Source organism: Stenotrophomonas sp. YJH_SMC_29 (assembly GCF_059371235.1).
This window is the reverse complement of sequence record NZ_JCAFUK010000003.1, coordinates 273,779-290,737: the sequence shown is the minus strand read 5'-3', so window position 1 is coordinate 290,737 and position 16,959 is coordinate 273,779. Positions and strand designations below refer to the sequence as shown.

The following is a 16,959-nucleotide window of genomic DNA, read 5'->3' as shown; positions in this document are numbered from 1 at the left end:
AGGTATAGCCAGAGCGAAACAGCGTTTCTTCTCAAGCCAGACGCACCACCGGCACGGGACGTGCCCGTGGTCCCGCCCCGCTTGAGGAGTTCCTGTCCATGCCGTCCACGGCATCTGCCTGTCATCGCCGCGCCACTGTCCTGGCCTTGGCCATCTCCACCGCACTGCTGCCGATGGCCTGGGTGCCGAGCGCGCAGGCGCAAGCGGCGGTGGCCGCACCGCTGCGCAGCTACGCCATCCCGGAACAACCGCTGGCCGATGCCGTGCGCAGCTTTGGCCGCCAGGCCGATGTGCAGGTGGTATTCCGTAGTGACCTGGTGGAAGGGCGTCGTTCCAGCGCGGTGAACGGCGAGTACAGCCAGATGCAGGCCCTGCAGCAGCTGCTGCGCGGCAGTGGCGTGCGCGCTCAGCGCGGCCTGGACGGCACCTGGAGCCTGCGCGCCGCAGCGGCGGCGGACGGTGATGGGGAAGGGGTGCGGGTGACCGAGACACTGGATGTGGCCGGTCGCCTGCAGTCGGACGGGGGTGAGGCCCGCGATCGGCGCGGCTACGACGATGTGTTCGCGCTGGACATGACCACGGCGTATTCGGGGCGCGACCGGGTGGAGCGCTACCGCGGCGCCAATCCGGCCGACGTGGTCAAGGATCTGGTCGGTGTGTTCAGCGGCGATGCGCGCAACAGCGGCGCGCTGGACATCAACATCCGCGGCATCCAGGGGCCGGGGCGGGTGCCGGTCAGCATCGACGGTGGCGAGCAGGCGCTCACGGTCTGGCGCGGCTACAACGGCGTCAGCAACCGCAACTACATCGATCCCAACCTGATAGGTGGCATCCAGGTCATCAAGGGGCCAGGGCTGGTGCGCGATGTGCACAGCGGGATCGGTGGCGCGCTGGTGATCAAGACCATCGACGTCGATGACATCGTGGAAGCAGGTGAGCGCTTCGGCGGGGAGCTGAAGATCGACGGCAGCAGCAATGCGGTGGCGCCACGCCTGCCGCGGCTGCATACCGGCGAGGACTACCGCACGGTGCCCGGGTTCCCGCAGGGCTCGCCCTCGGCGCCGTATGCCGACAGCACGCTGCTGGTGCCGGTGAAGTCGCGCGGTTCTGAAACCAATGTGTTCGCCGGGGAAGACCAGGCCTGGCGGCTGGCGCTGGGCCTGCGCGGCGAGCATGTCGACGTGATGGCGGCCTATGCCTGGCGCAAGCGCGGCAATTACTTCTCCGGCACCCGCGGCGCGGCCTACTACGACCAGGACCCGCGCGAGCAGTTCGAGTACAAGGGCCTGGACTACATCACCACGCTGGCGCGCTATTTCAAGCCCGGCGACGAGGTGCCCAACACCTCCAATGAGCAGGAATCGTGGCTGCTGAAAGCAACCTGGCAGATCAACGATGACCAGCAGCTGCGTGCCACCTGGCGGCGTACGCTCTCCCACTACGGCGAGATCATGCCCTCGCGCATCCTGTCTGCGCCCGACTACGGCCGCATCCAGTGGCCGCTGAGCCGCGTCGATGCCGATGCCTGGAACCTGGAATACCACTGGCAGCCCGCCGGCAGCCGCTGGCTGGACCTGCGTGCCAACCTGTGGCGCACCGAAACCACCAGCGATACCTACACCGCCGGCGGCTTCCCCAATTTTGCCAGCAACCCCGACTGGAACCCCGGCAGCAGCCCGATCCTGCGCAATACCGCGCTGGCCAATGCCCGCAACGACCGCACCGGCCTGACCCTGAGCAACCGCTTCGCGCTGCATTCGACCCTGGACCTGACCATGGGCGGCAACTGGCAGTTCGAGAAACTGCGCTCGGCGGACCCGTACTTCGGGGTCAGCGATGGCTGGCGCATGTACCCGCGCGCCGGGCGCCGCCAGGAAGGCGAGGGCTATCTGGTGCTGGACTGGCGGCCGGTGGATTTCCTCTCGCTGAGCGCCGGCGTGCGCTACGCGCGCTATTGGGCCTTCGATGATTTCCTGCAGGAACACCCGGAGCTGATGACCACCTCGGTGTTCCCCAAGGAGGCCCGCTACCGGGTCAACGAACTGCCTGAGCGCCCGGCCAGCCTGCAGGGCGAGATCGACGCCATCGAGTCGCAGCGCGCGTTCTGGGACAGCATCGGCATGGGCTTCATCGTCGATGATCTGCTCAAGGGCCTGCTGAGCAGGTACGAGACGCCGGTGGCGGTGGAGCACAGCATTCCCTGGCTGCCGGATGCGGACGGCAACTACCGCCGTGCCAGCAACCCCTGCTTGAATGGCGAGGTGGCGGCCATTCCCGGGCTGTTGCCGGTGCAGGGCGCGCAGATCCTGTGCAGCATCCAGAGCGGGCGGCCGCAGACGGTATCCGGGCGCAATGAGCGCAGGCGCGACCATGCCTGGTTGCCGACTTTCTCGGCCACCGCGCATTTCTCGCCCAATGCGCGTGCCTATGTGCGTTACAGCGAGGCGGTGCGTTTCCCCAGCATGTTCGAGAGCACCATCGCGTTCTCCAGCAGCCTGAACCCGCTGTACCCGCTCAAGCCCGAACACGCCTACAACTACGAAGTGGGCTACGTGCACAACCTGTCGGCGCTGTTCGGCAACACCGCCGATGCCGACGTGAAGCTGGCCTACTACGTGCACAAGACCCGCAACGTGATCGAGCGCGACGGCAACTTCCTGTTCGACAACCTGGACAAGCAGCGCATCCGCGGCGTGGAGCTGCAGGCGCGCTTCGACAACCGCCGCATCTTCATCGACCTGGGCATCAGCCGCACGCTGGAAAACGAGGTATGCGACGAAAGCATGGCGGTGCAGCTCGATGCACTGGCCGGCAAGGTGCCCGACTGCGTGCAGGACGGCTTCGTCAGTGGCTACCTGCTGACCCAGGCCATTCCCCGGTTGTCGGTGAACGGGTCGCTGGGCACCCGGCTGTTCGATGAGCGCCTGGAACTGGGCAGCCGCATCGTGCATTACCAGCGCCACCAGAACCCGGACCTGCAGGCCTATCGTGACCGCCTGTATGGCGGCAGTGGTGGCCTGATCTGGCAGAACGTGCCGTTCACCTGGGGAAACATCACCACCGTCGACGCCTACGCGCGCTGGCGCATCAACGACCACGCCAGCGTCGAGCTGGTCGGGACCAATCTCGGCAACCGCTACTACGTCGACCCGGCCACGCGCTCCACGCTGCCGGCGCCGGGGCGCACGCTGAAGCTCGGTGTCACTGCGCGCTTCTGATCACCTGTTCTGTTGTTGTACCCGTTGTTCCCTCAACCCAAGGAGTAGTTCCATGAAGATGATCTCCCGTTCCGTACTGGCCATGGCCGCCACCTTCGCCCTGGCCGGTGCCGCCCAGGCGGCCGACATCGTCGGTGCGGCCAGCCCGGCCACCGATTCGCAGCTGTACGTCAAGGTCGGTGCCTCCGAAGTCAACGGCGGACCGCACAGCGCAGGCAAGGCCGGCATCGGCGTCGGCACCGTCTCCAACGCCAAGCCGGTCGATTTCCAGGGCCTGTCCGCGTACTCGGCGCCCAGCACCGTGGGCAACGTGACCGTGCGTACGCTGGCCATGCCGATCACCGGCACGCCGGGCAACCATGCCGGCATGGGCCACTTCAACTTCGTCAAGGTGGGCAGCGGCGATGTGTGGTTCGGTGAATGGTCCAAGGATGGCGCCGCGGGTGGCTTCAACAACCGCCAGGTGTACTTCGCCGGCGACCGCGCAGGCACCACGTTGCCCAGCGGCACCGCCACCTACGCGGTGGCCGGCCTGAACAAGTTCAACGGCAGCAACCTGCTCAGCGGCACCTTCGCGGCGGACTTCGGCACCGGCAAGCTGACCGGCGGCCTGGCCGGTGGTGGCCAGACCCTGGCGATCAGCGCCAACATCAACAGCGCCGATGCGTCCTTCGCCGGCACCGCCGTGGCCAACGGTTCGGTCACCGGCAACAGCCAGGGCCAGTTCTTCGGCGCCAACGCCGCCACCCTGGCCGGTATCGCCACGTTCGCCGGCAACAGCCAGTACGACACCGCCTTCGGCGGCAGCAAGAACTGATTGCCACGCCCCTGACGGGGCAGGGCAGGGACAAGCCGCGATCCGCCAGTCCCTGCTTCGGCCCGCTGCATGCACCACGGATCGACCATGCGCCACCCCCTGCTTCCCGTGTTCCTGCTGCTGGCTGCCGCCGACGTGCGCGCCCAGCAGGACGACCTCCGCCGCGTGCTCGAACAGGGCAGCGAACTGCGCCACCAGCAGCAGGACCAGCAGCGCCTGCAGCAGGCCGAATCGCAACGGCCGACGCTCACCCTCGATGGCCAGACCGTGCGGGTGGAGCGCACCGTCGATGATCTCGGGCAGGCGCTGTACCTGTCGTTGCAGCACCAGCAGTGGCAGGCCGCCGCGGCATTCCTGGCCGAGTACATCGAGCTTCCCGGGCACGATCCGCTGCTGCGCCACTATGCGCAGGGTGCGTTGGCCCGCGTCGCCGGTGATCATTCGCGCGCCGCACAGGCGTACGAAGCACTGCTGGCCGCGCAGCCGGACTTCCTGCCCGCCCGCCTTGAACTGGCGCGTGTCTATGCCGAAGACCAGCGTGATCGCGATGCGGTGGCATTGTTCGGTGCAATCAAGGCCGGTATCGACAGCAACGATCCGGCCACCGCAGGTGTGCGCGCACGCGTGGACAGCTATCTGGACGCGTTGCAGGCACGCAGGCGCTGGAAGGGTTCGGTCGCCGCCGGGCCTGCATGGAGCGACAACATCAACCGCAGTTCGGCCAGCCGCACCTGCCTGTTCGGTGTCGGCGACACCTGCCTGATCGAACGCACGCTGCCCGAAGCGCAGCGCGCCACCGGCCTGGACTACGACGCCAACCTGGAACGGCGCTGGGCGCTGGCCGGCCATCATGGGCTGTACGTGCGCGGGCTGGCGTTCGGCCAGGCCTGGCGTGGCTACAGCGCATACAACGAGCTCAACGCCAGCGTGCAGGCCGGCTACAGCTGGCGCAGTGCACGGCACACCCTGCAGCTGGCGCCGAGCTATGACTACCAGGCGCTGGGCAACCATGCCCTGCAGGGCGGCAGTGGCGTGCACGGCGAATGGCAGTACGCGCTGGACGCGCGCAGCCTGCTCAAGCTGGAGGCCGACTGGAAACGCCAGCGCTACCGGCGGCCGGGCCTGGCCGACAACTACGATGGCGAACTGGCGGCGCTGTATGCCACCGGGTTCCGCGCGCTCAACCCGCGCTGGACCCTGTTCGCGGGCGTGGACCTGACCGACAGCAGCGCTGCCGACCCGGCCAACGGCTACCGCCAGCGCGGCGTGCGGCTGGGCGCGGCCCGTCAGTGGCGGGGTACCACGGCCACGGTGTTCATCTCCCTGCGCCACCGCGATTACGCGGCCTGGAGCCCATTGCTGGAGGCGCGCCGGCAGGACGAAGAACAGACCCTGATCGCCATCGTGCGCAGCGAGCGGCTGGCGGTGGCCGGGCTGGTCCCCAGCCTCAGCCTGCGCTATGCCCGCATCGACAGCAACGTCGGCTGGCTGTACAGCCACGACCGCAGCCTGCTCAGCCTGAAATGGGAGCGCGCGTTCTGAAGACGCCGTCGCAAGGCCGGAGTGAACAGGTCGTGGCCGCGATCTTCATCGATCATCACGCGCCCTTGTAGCCCGATTCGCGCATCCTGCAGGCGTTGCGGCAGAGGTACGCCGCGTGTATCGAGGAGCGCGGGTCGTGCTGGAAGCGGGCAACAAGCCAGAGGGCCTGAAAGGGCTGCGAGTGCTGGTGGCGGAAGATGAATTCGCCATCGCGATGTTCCTGGTGGACTATCTGGAACTGAAAGGAGCGCAGGTGGTGGGACCGGCCGGTGACCTGCAGGCGCTGGGGCGTCTGGTCGATGAGCACCCCATCGATGTCGCCCTGCTGGACATCAACCTGGGGGGAGAACTGGTCTACCCCTTGGCCGATCGCCTGGCGGAAGCCGGCACGCCGTTCATGTTGACCTCCGGCTACGATGACAACCTGCCCAGCCGCTTCGCTGGCGCGCCCCGCTGTACCAAGCCCTATCACATCGAGGCGCTGGTGCAGCAGCTGGCACGGCTGGTGGCACGCCCGCAGGCGGCTGCGGGTATCGCCTGATTGCGCGGCATGTCACGCCGCATCGAGGGTCTGCAGGCCGTTGAGCGCCCGGCGGGCATGCCGCCGTCGCTGCAGGCGCATGCGCGCCATGACGGCATGGCCGCCCGAATTGCCCGCCACGACTGGTCAGGCACGCCACTGGGGGCGATCGAGCAATGGCCGCCGCACCTGCGCGCCACCGTCGACCTGATGCTGGCCCACGGCTTCCCGATGATCGTGCTGTGGGGCGAGCAGCTGGTGCAGCTCTACAACGATGGCTATGCCGAGATCCTCGCCGACAAGCATCCGGGCGGGCTTGGCCAGCCCACGCGCGAGTGCTGGCCCGAGGTCTGGCACATCAACGGCCCGATCTACCAGCGGGTGTGGCAGGGCGAGACCATCACCTATGAGGACAAGCTCTATCCGCTGGCGCGGCGGGGACGGCTGGAGGATGTCTGGTTTACCATCACCTACAGCCCCATCCGCGGTGAGGAAGGGCGCATCAACGGCGTGCTGGTGACCATGTTCGAGACAACGGCGGCGCATGTCGCGCAGGCCGCCCGTGAACGCGAGGAGCAGAAGCGCCGGGAGAGCGACCGCCGCCTGGCGCTGGCGTTCAAGGTGCTGCCGGTGGGGGTCTGCATTGTCGACGCCGAAGGCCGCCTGCAACTGTCCAACGACCGGATGCGGACCTATCTGCCCACCGGCAAGGTGCCGTACACCGATCACGCCAACCACTACCGCTGGCAGGGATGGCACCCCGACGGCTCGCGCATCGAGCCCCATGATTTCGCCATCGCCCGCGCCCTGCGGGGGGAGACGGTGGTCCCTGGCCTGGAGTTCCAGTTCATCCATGACGACGGGCGCGCCCGCTGGACACGCGTCGCCGCTGCGCCGCTGCGCGATGCAGACGGCGAGGTGACCGGGGTGTTCGCCATTGCGGTGGATATCGACGACCTCAAGCGCGCCACCGAGCGCCAGGCGGTGCTGCTGGCGGAGCTGCAGCACCGGGTCCGCAACATCATGTCCACCATCCATGCCCTTGCCTGGCGGACGCGCAGCACCGTGGCCAGCGTGGACGAGTACGCCGAGCGGCTGTGCGGGCGGTTGATGTCGCTGGCGCGCACCCAGAGCCTGCTGACCCGCGGCGGCAATGCCGGGGTCTGCCTGCGCGGGATGATCGAAGAGGAAGTGTCGGCGCAGATGCCGGGCACGGGCCTGTGCGAGCTGCACGGTGAAGACGTGCTGCTGCCACCGAAAGCGGCCGAGGTCCTGTCGTTGGCGATCCATGAGCTGGCGAGCAACGCGCTGCGCTATGGCGCGGCCGCGCGCGAGGCGGGGCGGATCGAGGTGTCCTGGCATCTGCAGGTGCAGGACGCCGAACCGTGGCTGGGCCTGCACTGGTGCGAGCGCCATGCCGACGTGGAGGGCTGGGAAATGCCACGCCAGCGCGGCCTGGGCCGGGCGCTGATCGAGCAGCGCGTGCCGTACGAGCTGGCCGGCAGCGGCGAGCTGCGCTTTGGCTCGCAGGGGCTCGATGCCTGGATCCGCTTCCCGCTGCGCGAGCGCGACAGCCTGCTGCAGACCGATGCCCCGGAGGCGGGATCATCGGGCTGAAAGGGGATTTATCCCCAATTTGGCCAAATTGGGTATAGTGGGGGCGTCCACCCCGCCTGGAGCGATGCCATGACCCTGCCACTGGACCTGCCTGGCCTTGAGAAGGCCCCGGCCTCGTCGGTGAAGACCCGAGGCTGGCCGAGCCTGATGCGCACCGTGCGCGAGAAGCAGGCGCTGGTCATCACCAACCACAATCACCCGGAAGCGGTGATCGTGGACATCCGCACCTACCAGGAACTGCTGGCCAAGGCCGCCGGCGGTGATGCCGGCGAGCGCAACGAAGAACTGCAGCGCCTGCGTAGCGAGTTCGACCAGACCCTGGCCGGCCTGCAGCAGGGGGCGGGGCTGGCCAAGGTGCTGGGACAGCCGATCCGGCGCGGCGGCAAGGTCACCCTCGGCCGTCCGCTCTGATCGATGGGACGCATCCTGGCGCTGGCCGGCGTCAATGGCGCCGGCAAAAGTTCGTTGCTGGGTACCTGGCTGAACGCCGAAGGGCTGGGCTGGTTCAACCCGGATTCCTTCACCCGCCGCCTCGTCAATGCCGGCTGGCCGCTGCCGGAGGCGAACGCCGAGGCCTGGCAGGAAGGCACCCGCCGCCTGCGCCAGGCCATGGCCGATGGCACCGACTTCGCCTTCGAGACCACGCTGGGGGGCAACACCATCCCGCGCCTGCTGCGCGAGGCGTGCGACCACCACCAGGTAGCCATCTGGTTCTGTGGCCTGGCCAACGTCGAGCTGCATGTCGCCCGCGTTGCCGCGCGGGTCGCCGCCGGTGGCCATGACATTCCAGTGGAGAAGATCCACGCGCGCTTCGATTCGGCGCGCGCGAACCTGCTGGAGCTGCTGCCGCACCTGGCCGAGCTGCATGTCTACGACAACAGCGCGCCGGCCGATGCCGACGGCTGCGTGGTGCCGCTGCCGGTACTGGCCATGGCCGCGGGTGAACTGCAGTACCCGATTGCGGTAGCCGACCTGCTGCACACGCCCGGCTGGGCCAAGCCCATCGTGATGCGCGCGATGGCGTTGAACACCCGGGGTGATTGATGTCGCACGTGGCGTCGCGCCGGGCCCATGCCCGGCGGATCCCCGAAAGGCAGCCGAGCGCGGGCTCGGCTGTACAGCGCGGGTCCCGCCGAGCCTCAGGCCGGCTTCACCTGCTCGGCCTCTGAAGCCTCCGGCAGCGGCGGCAGGGTCGGGTCCACCGTCACCGGCACATCGCTCTTCAACAGCGCAGCCGCTTCCCGTTCGCTGCCGACCGCCGGCGGTGAACCGCGCAGCGGCAGGCCGGCGGTTTCCTTCACGAACAGCATGGTCACCAGCCCGATCACCGCCGCGCCCATCAGGTAATAGGCCGGCACCAGCGGGTCGCCGGTGCGTTCCACCAGCCACGCGGTCACCAGCGGCGTGGTGCCACCGAACAGCGACACCGACACGTTGAAGGCGATCGACAGCGCGCTGTAGCGCACCGGGGTGTAGAACAGCGCCGGCAGCGTGGACGGCATCGAGCTGGTGAAGCACACCAGCGCCAGCCCCAGCAGCATCAGGCCGAGGAAGATCAGCCCGTCGCTGCCGCTGCCGACCAGCAGCAGGCACGGAATGGCCAGCACCAGCAGCGCGATGCACGCACCGATGATCATCGGGCGCCGGCCCAGCCGGTCACTGAACAACCCGCCGACGATGTTCAGCGGCATCATCACCAGCATCACGATGATGATCAGCAGCAGGCCCTTGCTCTCGGCGTAGCCCATGGTGACGCTGAGGTAGCTGGGCATGTAGGTCAGCAGCATGTAGTCGGTGACGTTGAACACCAGCACCAGGCCCATGCACACCAGCAGCTGGCGGCCATGCACCTGGAACAGAGCACCCAGCCCCGGCCGCTCGTGCTCACGCTTCTCGGCTTCCTCGGCGAAGGCGCGGAACGCCGGGGTTTCCTCCAGCTTCATGCGCATGTACAGGCCGAGCAGGCCCAGCGGGCCGGCCACCAGGAACGGAATGCGCCAGCCCCAGTCCAGCATCTGCCCGCTGCTCAGCAGCATGTGCAGCGCGGTGACGGTACCGGCGCCAGCGATGTAGCCGCCCAGCGTGCCGAACTCCAGCCAGCTGCCCATCAGGCCGCGGTTGCGGTCGGTGGAATACTCGGCGATGAAGGTGGCCGCGCCGCCGTACTCGCCGCCGGTGGAGAAGCCCTGCACCACGCGCGCCAGCAGCAACAGCACCGGCGCCCAGATGCCGATGCGCTCGTAGGCGGGAATCAGGCCGATCGAAAAGGTGCCCAGCGCCATCAGGATCATGGTGAAAGCCAGCACTTTCTGGCGGCCGTAACGATCACCCAGCGGGCCGAACACCAGGCCGCCCAGCGGCCGCACCAGGAACGCCACGGTGAAGGTGGCGAACGCGGCGATCACCTGCGCGGTGGGATTGCTGGACGGGAAGAACACCTGGCCGATGGTGACGGCCAGGTAGCCGTAGACACCGAAGTCGAACCACTCCATGGCATTGCCGAGTGCGGCCGCGCCGACGGCGCGCTTGAGCATGGGCTTGTCGACGACGGTGATCTCATCGACCTTCAGGTGGCGGCGGCGCTTGAACCAGCCGAAATGGGCATGTGCATCGGGGGTGTCCTGCATGAGGGCTCCCTTGTGGACAGAAGAGGGGAAATGAGCGGTGAGGTAGGTCCCGGAAATCGGAAACGGCGATGCAGGCGCAGGTGGCGCAGGGGCATCGGTGAGTGGCGTGAGGGGGCCGGGGAATGTGTGCTGGCACGACGCCACGCGCACGGCAACGCACCGCCGCAACGGCGGAAACGCAGCGACGGGATCACAGCGGTCGCGCAGTCAGCGGCCGGCGGTCACAGCAGCGTGGGGCGTGCAGGCCGAGGGCCTGCGGGCGTCATCCGCCAGGATCCAGCGCGAGGCGGTGGAACGGCAGGGCGGGAGCGATCGTGGCAAGCGAAGCGCCGGTCGGCAGTGCTTCCCACGTAACAGGTGCGCCCGTCACGTAGTGGGTCGTGTCGGTCGTGTCGATCATCCATTCATCATAACGGCATCGGCGTGAGCGTGCGGCGAAGCAGACTGATCTGCACGCTGTGTTCCATGGCGCCTGTTCATCCGCGCAGCGTGCAATGACATGCGTTGAACGAACTCTGGCCGCAGCGCTCACGCCACGCTGTCTACGGTAGCGCTGAACGCAATCGAGAAGGAGCATCGCATGACCCGTCGCATTCCCGAAGGCACGCTGATCATCGTCGCCGATGGTGGTTCGGCCCGCGTGTTCACCAACGTCGGCAGCGAACATCAGCTGGCGTTGAAGCAGGAAGGTGAGCTGCGCCTGCAGGACATCAGCGAGCAGGGCGTCTCTGGTCAGGGCCCGGCCGGCGCGGTGCCGAAGGACATGTCCATTTCGCAGCTCAACGAGGCGACGTTCGCCAAGCAGGTGGCCGAGCAGTTGAACGAAGATGCGCTCAACAACCGCTATGCACACCTGGTGCTGGTGGCAGACCCGACCACGCTGGGCCGCATCCGCCCGCTGCTGCACAAGGAGGTCCAGGCCCGCCTGCTGGGCGATATTGCCAAGGACCTGACCAATGCTCCGTTGGCGGATATCCAGAAAGCGTTGGCGGCGTAACCGGCATGCCGTTCATGCGTGACTACCCGGCGGTCGAGCCCGCTGGCGCGGACGTGGAGGCTCAGGCGGGCTGGCAGCTGCTGGAGTTTGGTGCACCCTGGTGTGGCCATTGCCAGGCCGCCCAGCCCGCACTCCAGGCATTCGTGGATGCCCACGATCTGGTGCATTGGAAGATCGAGGATGGCAAGGGAAAGCCGCTGGGGCGTGCGTTCAAGGTAAAACTGTGGCCCACCGTGGTGCTGCTGCATGACGGCCAGGAAGTGGCGCGCGTGGTGAGGCCGGTCGACAGCGCCGACCTCGCCACCTTGCAGGGCGCATTGCCCGATTGAAGGCAGCAATCGCTGCGTGCGGTGCGCACGGCGCCGAGCAGGCTCGGCTGCAGGGCGACCTAGTGATAGGTCACCTTTTCCGCTTCCGCACGCAGCTTCTGCAGCAACGACCGGCCATGCTGGCTCAACATGACCATCGCATTGGCGATCTCTCTGGCGTTGTAGCCCATCGGCGCGGGAGGTTTCGGTTCGGGGCCGTACTGCTCGCCGATGAGGATGGCCATGCCTTCGGCACTGTTGAGGGCATGTTCGATGCGCTGGAACAGCGACTCCATGGCCGGACTGAGTGGACGTTGGGTCATGCGGAAACTCCTTGGGTGCGAGGGCCACCGCAAGGGTGGCGGGCGATGCGTGCTTGGAACTCCCGGAAGGAACAGAGAAAACCGGAGGGCCTGACGGCCACACGCAGCGCCCGCCGCAGGTACGACGAGCTATCTCTGTCCTTCTTTTCGGGGGTTCCAATCCCGGCAGCGGTATGTACGCTGCGGCGCCATCCTGGGCAGATCGAGGCGCTGCGTACCAATTGATGGTTCGTCTCGCTTTCTCCCGCTCCGAAGGCGCGGTCTTTCAGAAGTGCATGTGTGGACATCCATTGCCGTATTGGCACCGATCGGGAAGCGGGAGACCGGAAGGCTATGAGGCGGCTCGTCGTCCGGCCATGCAATTACGTGCAGATCATCGTGCCGGTTCCGGCGGCCGCAGTGCAGCATGCGACAGGGCCGGGCCGGTGCTAGGATCGGACCACCACCTGAATCGATCCAAATGCCGATGCCCATGCTGGACCGTCGCCTCCTGATCGCTGTCGCCGCCACGGCGATGTTCGCTTCCGGCTTGGCCAGTGCGGCCCCAGCCAGAACCGTCGCCGACAAGGCATACGCCTCGGTCGACCCGTTCATCGGCACCGGCGGAGAAGGCCATACCTACCCGGGGGCGACGGTGCCGTTCGGCATGGTCCAGCTCAGCCCGGACACGCGCATCCAGCCGCGCGAAAAGGCCTATGGGTGGGCAGCGGGCTATCGCTATGACGACAGCAGCATCGTCGGTTTCTCGCACACGCATTTTTCCGGCACCGGTCATTCGGACCTGGGCGACATCCTGCTGATGCCGTTCACCGGCAACCCCGGGCTGGAGCGGGGTGATCCGGAGAAGCCGCGCAGCGGCTACGCCTCACGTTTCCGCCACGCTGACGAGAAGGCCGAGCCGGGCTACTACGCGGTCACCCTGGACGACTACAAGGTGCGTGCCGAGCTGACCACCAGTACCCGCGTGGGCGTGCATCGCTATGCCTTCCCCAAGGGCACCGACGCCAAGGTGCTGCTGGACATGCGTACCAGCATGTACGACTACCCGGGCAAGGTGCTGTGGTCGCGGGTGCGGGTGCGCGCCGATGGCACCGTGACCGGCTTCCGCGAAACCCGTGGCTGGGCACCGGGCCGCCAGCTGTATTTCGCGATGCGTTTCTCGCGGCCGCTGGCCGGCCATGAGCTGCACAACACCGAGCAGGACATCGTCTACAAGGGCTTCCCGCCGCCGGGCGAGAAGGACCCGGCCCAGCGCGCCCAGATCGAAGGCCGGCAGCTGGTCGGCACCTTCAACTTCGGCAAGCTGGATGCACCGCTGGTGGTGAAGGTAGCCATCTCGCCGGTCAGTGAGGCCGGTGCCATCGCCAACCTCGACGCGGAAGTGGCCGACTTCGATTTCGACCGGGTGCGTGCGCAGGCGAAGCAGGACTGGACGCAGGCGCTGTCGGTACTCGATATCGATGCCCCCGAGCATGCGCGGCGCAGTGCCTATACCGCGCTGTACCACACGATGCTGGGGCCGACGCTGTTCATGGACGCCGATGGCCAGTACCGCGGTTCGGACAACGCGGTGCACAAGGCTGACGGCTTCACGCACTATTCGACGTTCTCGCTGTGGGACACCTACCGCGCGCTGCACCCGCTGCTGACGCTGGTGCAGCCGGAGAAGCGCAACAGCGACTTCGTCAATTCGATGCTGGCGCATCATGAGCACAGTCCCTACGGCATGCTCCCGGTGTGGTCGTTCCATGGCCTGGAAGACTGGTGCATGATCGGCTACCACGCCGTGCCGGTGATCGCCGATGCCTACGTGAAGGGCATTCGTGGTTTCGACGCCGACAAGGCGCTGAAGGCGATGGTCGAGACCGCCAATTACGGCCCGTACGATGGCATCGCGCAGTACCGTGAGCTGGGCTATGTGCCGATCGACGAGGAAGGCGAAGCGGCCAGCAAGACGCTGGAGTACGCCTTTGATGACTGGACCATCGCACGCATGGCGCAGGCGATGGGCAAGGCCGATATCGCGGCCACCTTCGACAAGCGCGCGGGTAACTGGCGCAACGCGTTCGACAAGGACACCGGCTTCATGCGCGCGCGCAAGCGCGATGGCAGCTTCCGTACGCCGTTCGACCCCAGCGCCAGCGGCTACGGCACCGACTACACCGAGGGCAACGCCTGGCAGTACTCGTGGTACGTGCCGCAGGACGTCGCCGGCCTGGCGGCGGCGCACGGGGGCAGCGACAAACTGCTCGCGCGCCTGGACGAGGTGTTCAACGCCAAGGTGGATCCATCGATCTTCGAGCACATGGAAGACATCACCGGCCTGATCGGCTGGTATGCGCACGGCAACGAGCCGAGCCACCACGTGGCCTACCTGTATTCGTATGCGGGCCAACCGTGGCGCACCCAGGCGCGGTTGAAGCAGATCATGGACACCCAGTATGCAGACCGCCCCGATGGCCTGGCCGGCAACGATGACGTCGGCCAGATGTCGGCCTGGTACGTGTTCACCGCGCTGGGCTTCTACCCGGTGGCGCCGGGCTCGGGCGAGTACATCCTGGGCCGTCCGTTCCTGCCCAGGACCGCGATGCGTCTGCCGAACGGCAAGACGTTCACCATCGTGGCCGAGGGCCTGGATGACAAGCACACGTACGTTGGCAGCGTCAGCCTCAACGGCAAGCCGCTGCAGCGCACCTTCCTGCGCCATGACGAAATCCTGGCGGGCGGCGAACTGCACTTCCGCATGCAGGCCGAGCCGAACAAGGACTGGCCGGGGCAGGGCGCGCAGGCGCCGTATTCGATGAGCCGCTGATGCGGAGCGGCGCCGCATTGCCGCCGTCATTGCCCCGCACCTGGTAGGTGCCAACCTAGGTTGGCACGCACGACGTCAACGCGAACGGAACCGCACCCCCACCCGCGCGCCACCGAGCGGCGCCGTTTCGATCTTCAACATCGCACCATGCCGCTGCGCGATCTCGGCCACGATCGCCAGCCCCAGCCCACAGCCTTCGCCCTCGCTGCTGGCCCGGTAGAAGCGTTCCGTGACGCGCGCGCGTTCGGCTTCGGCGATACCGGCGCCGTCGTCGTCCACCCACACCTGCACGCCGTCGGTCTCCTGCCGAACGCCGAGGGTGATCACACCGGGCGCCGCGCCGTAGCGCAGCGCGTTGTCCAGCAGGTTGCCCAGCGCCTCGCGCAGCAGCTGCGGATCACCTTGCACCTGCACACCGTCGTCGGGTCCGTCGTAACCCAGGTCCACGTCGGCCGCCAACGCACGGTCGGCGTAGCGCTCGACCACGCCCCGCGACAGCGCGGCCAGGTCCAGCGGCTGCAGCGGCAGTACGCTGCCATGGGGATCCTCCGAACGGCTGAGCATCAGCAGTTGGTTGACCAGGTGCTGCAGCCGCGCCAGCCCGGCCAGCGTGCCGGACAGCGCCAGCTGCTGGGCCTGCGGATCCTGTTGCCGCAATGAACTCTCCAGCTCCACCTGCATCGCCGCCAGCGGCGTGCGCAGCTGGTGCGCGGCGTTGCTGACGAAGCGCCGTTGCGCGGCCTGCATGGCGTCCAGTCGCTGCAGCAGGGCGTTGTAGGCCTCCACCGCCGGCCACAGTTCGCGCGGCGCCTCCTGCGCCGGCTCCAGTGGCGCCAGCGGGTCGGGGCGTGGGCTTGCCAACCGCCGTGCCACCTGGTTGGCGTGGCGTGCAGCCGCGCCGGTACCGGACCAGGCCAGCCACGCAGCCAGCGCCAGGATCGCGGCCTGGAACGGGATGCTGGTCAGCAGCAGCTTGCGCTCCAGGCGATGGCGCTTGCGCAGCGTCTCGGCCACGCGCAGGCGGATATCGTGGCCCGGCCCGGCGCTGACCACGACTTCGACCATGCGCACCGGCTGCCCACGCAGGCGCGCGTCGTAGTAGACGGCATCGTCGCCGCCGGCAGCGATCGCGGGGCGGGGCAGCGCTTCGGGCAGGTCGCCATACAGGCGCCCGCCCGCGGCGTCGACCACTTCGCCATGCACTTCGTCAGCGGTATCCCAGGTGAACATGCGCGACACCGCAGGCGTGATCTCGATCGAGGCACGCCCGTCCTGCACCTTCACCAGCTCGGACAACGACATCGCCGAGTCCAGCAGCCAGCGGTCATAGACCTGGCCGGCGTAGAAGCGGGCCAGCGCGAATGAACCGACCGCGCTGCACAGCAGCAACACCAGCAGGGGCAGCCACAGGCGACGCAGCAGCAGGCCCCGCAGGCTGTGCACGCGCTCAGTCACCCCCGGCCTCCAGCCGATACCCCAGGCCACGCAACATGCGGATGCCGACGCCGGCGCGTGCCTGCTCCAGCTTGCGGCGCAGGCGGCTGACATGCACTTCGATCACCGACAGGTTGGCCTCGTGGTCCCAGCTGTACAGCGCGTCGAACAGGCGCTGCTTGGTGACGGTGCGGCCGGGATGCTGCATCAATGCCTCGACCAGCGACAGCTCGCGCGCGGTCAGTTCGATGCGCTGGCCTTCCACTTGCACTTCATTGCGGATGCTGTCGAAGCACAACCGGCCCAGCCGCTTCTGTGCCGGTGCGTCGCTGCGGCGGCGTGACAGCGCACGCAGGCGCGCCTCCAGCTCACCGAGTGCAAATGGCTTGGCCAGGTAATCGTCGCCACCCCGGTCGAGGCCGAGGATGCGGTCCTCCACACCGTCGCGCGCCGTGAGGATCAGCACCGGCAGGGTGACGCCGTCATTGCGCAGGCGCGAGAGCAGGTCGAGGCCGTCGACATCGGGCAATGAAAGGTCGAGCACCATCACGTCATACGGCGCGCTGGCCAGTGCAGCCGGCGCGTGCAGGCCGCGCGAAAGGTGGTCGCACAGATGGCCGGCGCCCTGCAGGGCGCGGATCAGTCCATCGGCCAGAGCGGCGTCGTCTTCGATCAGCAGGATTCGCATTGCAAGCTTCGTGCAAGGTTGGGGCAAGTTTGGCGCAAGTGCGTCACCTTACCGTG

General features: G+C 67.7%; 15 protein-coding genes. 10 read left to right on the top strand and 5 right to left on the bottom strand.

What is annotated here, in order from left to right:
• Positions 1–98: 98 nt before the first annotated feature.
• From AC5P9I_RS05900 to AC5P9I_RS05870, 7 genes are all read left to right on the top strand, one after another.
• Positions 99–3,218, top strand: a complete 3,120-nt coding sequence (locus AC5P9I_RS05900; RefSeq protein WP_130767986.1) for a TonB-dependent receptor — start codon at positions 99–101, stop codon at positions 3,216–3,218.
• A gap of 52 nt (positions 3,219–3,270) precedes the next feature.
• A complete protein-coding gene (locus AC5P9I_RS05895; RefSeq protein ID WP_049467045.1) occupies positions 3,271–4,035 on the top strand; it encodes a Slam-dependent surface lipoprotein in 765 nt (254 codons plus the stop codon).
• 87 nt (positions 4,036–4,122) lie between these two features.
• Positions 4,123–5,577, top strand: a complete 1,455-nt coding sequence (locus AC5P9I_RS05890; protein ID WP_049467046.1) for a porin family protein — start codon at positions 4,123–4,125, stop codon at positions 5,575–5,577.
• A 136-nt stretch (positions 5,578–5,713) separates the two neighbouring features.
• Positions 5,714–6,118, top strand: coding sequence for a response regulator (locus AC5P9I_RS05885; protein WP_049467048.1), 405 nt, complete (start codon positions 5,714–5,716; stop codon positions 6,116–6,118).
• 9 nt (positions 6,119–6,127) lie between these two features.
• Complete coding sequence (locus tag AC5P9I_RS05880; RefSeq protein WP_049467049.1) at positions 6,128–7,714, top strand: sensor histidine kinase; 1,587 nt, start codon at positions 6,128–6,130, stop codon at positions 7,712–7,714.
• 69 nt (positions 7,715–7,783) lie between these two features.
• Positions 7,784–8,125 carry a type II toxin-antitoxin system prevent-host-death family antitoxin gene (locus AC5P9I_RS05875; RefSeq protein WP_049467051.1) on the top strand — a complete coding sequence of 114 codons (342 nt, stop codon included), beginning with the start codon at positions 7,784–7,786 and terminating at the stop codon, positions 8,123–8,125.
• 3 nt (positions 8,126–8,128) lie between these two features.
• Complete coding sequence (locus AC5P9I_RS05870) at positions 8,129–8,758, top strand: ATPase (protein WP_049467053.1); 630 nt, start codon at positions 8,129–8,131, stop codon at positions 8,756–8,758.
• 95 nt (positions 8,759–8,853) lie between these two features.
• Here AC5P9I_RS05870 and proP read toward each other — a convergent pair whose 3' ends face one another.
• Entirely contained in the window at positions 8,854–10,341 is a 1,488-nt protein-coding gene (proP, locus tag AC5P9I_RS05865) for a glycine betaine/L-proline transporter ProP (RefSeq protein WP_049467055.1), read from the bottom strand.
• Positions 10,342–10,603: 262 nt separating this feature from the next.
• The gene (locus AC5P9I_RS05860) at positions 10,604–10,741 is read right to left on the bottom strand and encodes a hypothetical protein (RefSeq protein WP_187756621.1); all 138 of its coding nucleotides are present in this window, start codon (positions 10,739–10,741) and stop codon (positions 10,604–10,606) included.
• A 180-nt stretch (positions 10,742–10,921) separates the two neighbouring features.
• Here AC5P9I_RS05860 and AC5P9I_RS05855 point away from each other — a divergent pair, with 180 nt between their 5' ends.
• Both AC5P9I_RS05855 and AC5P9I_RS05850 read left to right on the top strand, forming a co-directional pair.
• Entirely contained in the window at positions 10,922–11,338 is a 417-nt protein-coding gene (locus tag AC5P9I_RS05855; protein WP_014037377.1) for a host attachment family protein, read from the top strand.
• Positions 11,339–11,343: 5 nt separating this feature from the next.
• On the top strand, positions 11,344–11,667 hold the full coding sequence (locus AC5P9I_RS05850; RefSeq protein ID WP_049467058.1) for a thioredoxin family protein: 324 nt from the start codon (positions 11,344–11,346) through the stop codon (positions 11,665–11,667).
• Positions 11,668–11,726: 59 nt separating this feature from the next.
• Here the strand turns inward: AC5P9I_RS05850 and AC5P9I_RS05845 are convergent, their stop codons facing one another.
• Complete coding sequence (locus AC5P9I_RS05845; RefSeq protein WP_049467061.1) at positions 11,727–11,969, bottom strand: hypothetical protein; 243 nt, start codon at positions 11,967–11,969, stop codon at positions 11,727–11,729.
• Positions 11,970–12,429: 460 nt separating this feature from the next.
• Between AC5P9I_RS05845 and AC5P9I_RS05840 the strand changes: the two genes are divergently transcribed.
• Positions 12,430–14,781, top strand: coding sequence for a GH92 family glycosyl hydrolase (locus AC5P9I_RS05840; RefSeq protein ID WP_049467063.1), 2,352 nt, complete (start codon positions 12,430–12,432; stop codon positions 14,779–14,781).
• Between the two features lie 75 nt (positions 14,782–14,856).
• Here the strand turns inward: AC5P9I_RS05840 and AC5P9I_RS05835 are convergent, their stop codons facing one another.
• On the bottom strand, positions 14,857–16,236 hold the full coding sequence (locus AC5P9I_RS05835) for a sensor histidine kinase (RefSeq protein WP_049467065.1): 1,380 nt from the start codon (positions 16,234–16,236) through the stop codon (positions 14,857–14,859).
• Positions 16,229–16,903 (bottom strand): response regulator, encoded by a 675-nt coding sequence (locus AC5P9I_RS05830; protein ID WP_032962610.1) that lies wholly within the window; start codon positions 16,901–16,903, stop codon positions 16,229–16,231. The genes AC5P9I_RS05835 and AC5P9I_RS05830 overlap by 8 nt, the downstream gene beginning before the upstream one ends.
• Positions 16,904–16,959: the final 56 nt, after the last annotated feature.

Bases quoted from the DNA above. Each gene is read 5' to 3' on its own strand.
- AC5P9I_RS05875 (WP_049467051.1), top strand. From the start codon at position 7,784: ATGACCCTGCCACTGGACCTGCCTGGCCTTGAGAAGGCCCCGGCCTCG.
- AC5P9I_RS05860 (WP_187756621.1), bottom strand. From the start codon at position 10,741: ATGATCGACACGACCGACACGACCCACTACGTGACGGGCGCACCTGTT.
- AC5P9I_RS05880 (WP_049467049.1), top strand. From the start codon at position 6,128: ATGTCACGCCGCATCGAGGGTCTGCAGGCCGTTGAGCGCCCGGCGGGC.
- AC5P9I_RS05830 (WP_032962610.1), bottom strand. From the start codon at position 16,903: ATGCGAATCCTGCTGATCGAAGACGACGCCGCTCTGGCCGATGGACTG.
- AC5P9I_RS05855 (WP_014037377.1), top strand. From the start codon at position 10,922: ATGACCCGTCGCATTCCCGAAGGCACGCTGATCATCGTCGCCGATGGT.
- AC5P9I_RS05850 (WP_049467058.1), top strand. From the start codon at position 11,344: ATGCCGTTCATGCGTGACTACCCGGCGGTCGAGCCCGCTGGCGCGGAC.
- AC5P9I_RS05900 (WP_130767986.1), top strand. From the start codon at position 99: ATGCCGTCCACGGCATCTGCCTGTCATCGCCGCGCCACTGTCCTGGCC.
- AC5P9I_RS05845 (WP_049467061.1), bottom strand. From the start codon at position 11,969: ATGACCCAACGTCCACTCAGTCCGGCCATGGAGTCGCTGTTCCAGCGC.
- AC5P9I_RS05870 (WP_049467053.1), top strand. From the start codon at position 8,129: ATGGGACGCATCCTGGCGCTGGCCGGCGTCAATGGCGCCGGCAAAAGT.
- AC5P9I_RS05840 (WP_049467063.1), top strand. From the start codon at position 12,430: ATGCCGATGCCCATGCTGGACCGTCGCCTCCTGATCGCTGTCGCCGCC.
- AC5P9I_RS05890 (WP_049467046.1), top strand. From the start codon at position 4,123: ATGCGCCACCCCCTGCTTCCCGTGTTCCTGCTGCTGGCTGCCGCCGAC.
- AC5P9I_RS05895 (WP_049467045.1), top strand. From the start codon at position 3,271: ATGAAGATGATCTCCCGTTCCGTACTGGCCATGGCCGCCACCTTCGCC.
- proP (WP_049467055.1), bottom strand. From the start codon at position 10,341: ATGCAGGACACCCCCGATGCACATGCCCATTTCGGCTGGTTCAAGCGC.